At 38.6% G+C, this 443-nt stretch carries 1 protein-coding gene; it reads right to left on the bottom strand.

Translation table 11 applies throughout. From position 1 onward, the window contains the following. Nucleotides 1–200: 200 nt before the first annotated feature. Nucleotides 201–443: outer membrane protein (locus IQR33_RS25675; RefSeq protein WP_193844179.1), on the bottom strand; the 243-nt coding region annotated here is incomplete at its 5' end.

Raw genomic sequence — 443 nt, 5'->3', positions numbered from 1 at the left:
AAATCTTTGTTTTTCAAGGTTAGTAAAAGGCTAGACAGTCATGCTAGTAACGTATTATATACCCTGGAGTAACAACAAAATAAATTAGCCATCGTTTTATATATACGCTTCATCGGTCTTAAATTATTTGAATCATAAATAATAAAAGTGCGAAGCTATTTTGCTTCGCACTTTTATTGAGTTCAGCACGGCTAACTATATTAGAAGCGATACTCTACACCTAGTGATGCTTGGTTAAAGTCTGTTTCCGTGTTTGCACCGTTTGCGACATTCTCCGCATTGAGTTCTACGTCGTACCACATATATTCTGCGTTAACTAAGAAGTTATCAGTAACTTTAAAACCAACACCGGCACCAGCGAATACACCTTCATCATCTTTGTTGCCTTGGAAGCCCGCAACGTTGTAATCCGTCGAGTACCACATTTGACCGCCTTTTGCGTA

It is taken from the genome of Vibrio sp. OPT46 (assembly GCF_015163535.1).
GTDB classification, from domain to species: domain Bacteria; phylum Pseudomonadota; class Gammaproteobacteria; order Enterobacterales; family Vibrionaceae; genus Vibrio; species Vibrio alginolyticus.
The sequence above is the reverse complement of the archived record's forward strand: the minus strand, read 5'-3'. Positions and strand labels throughout refer to the sequence as shown.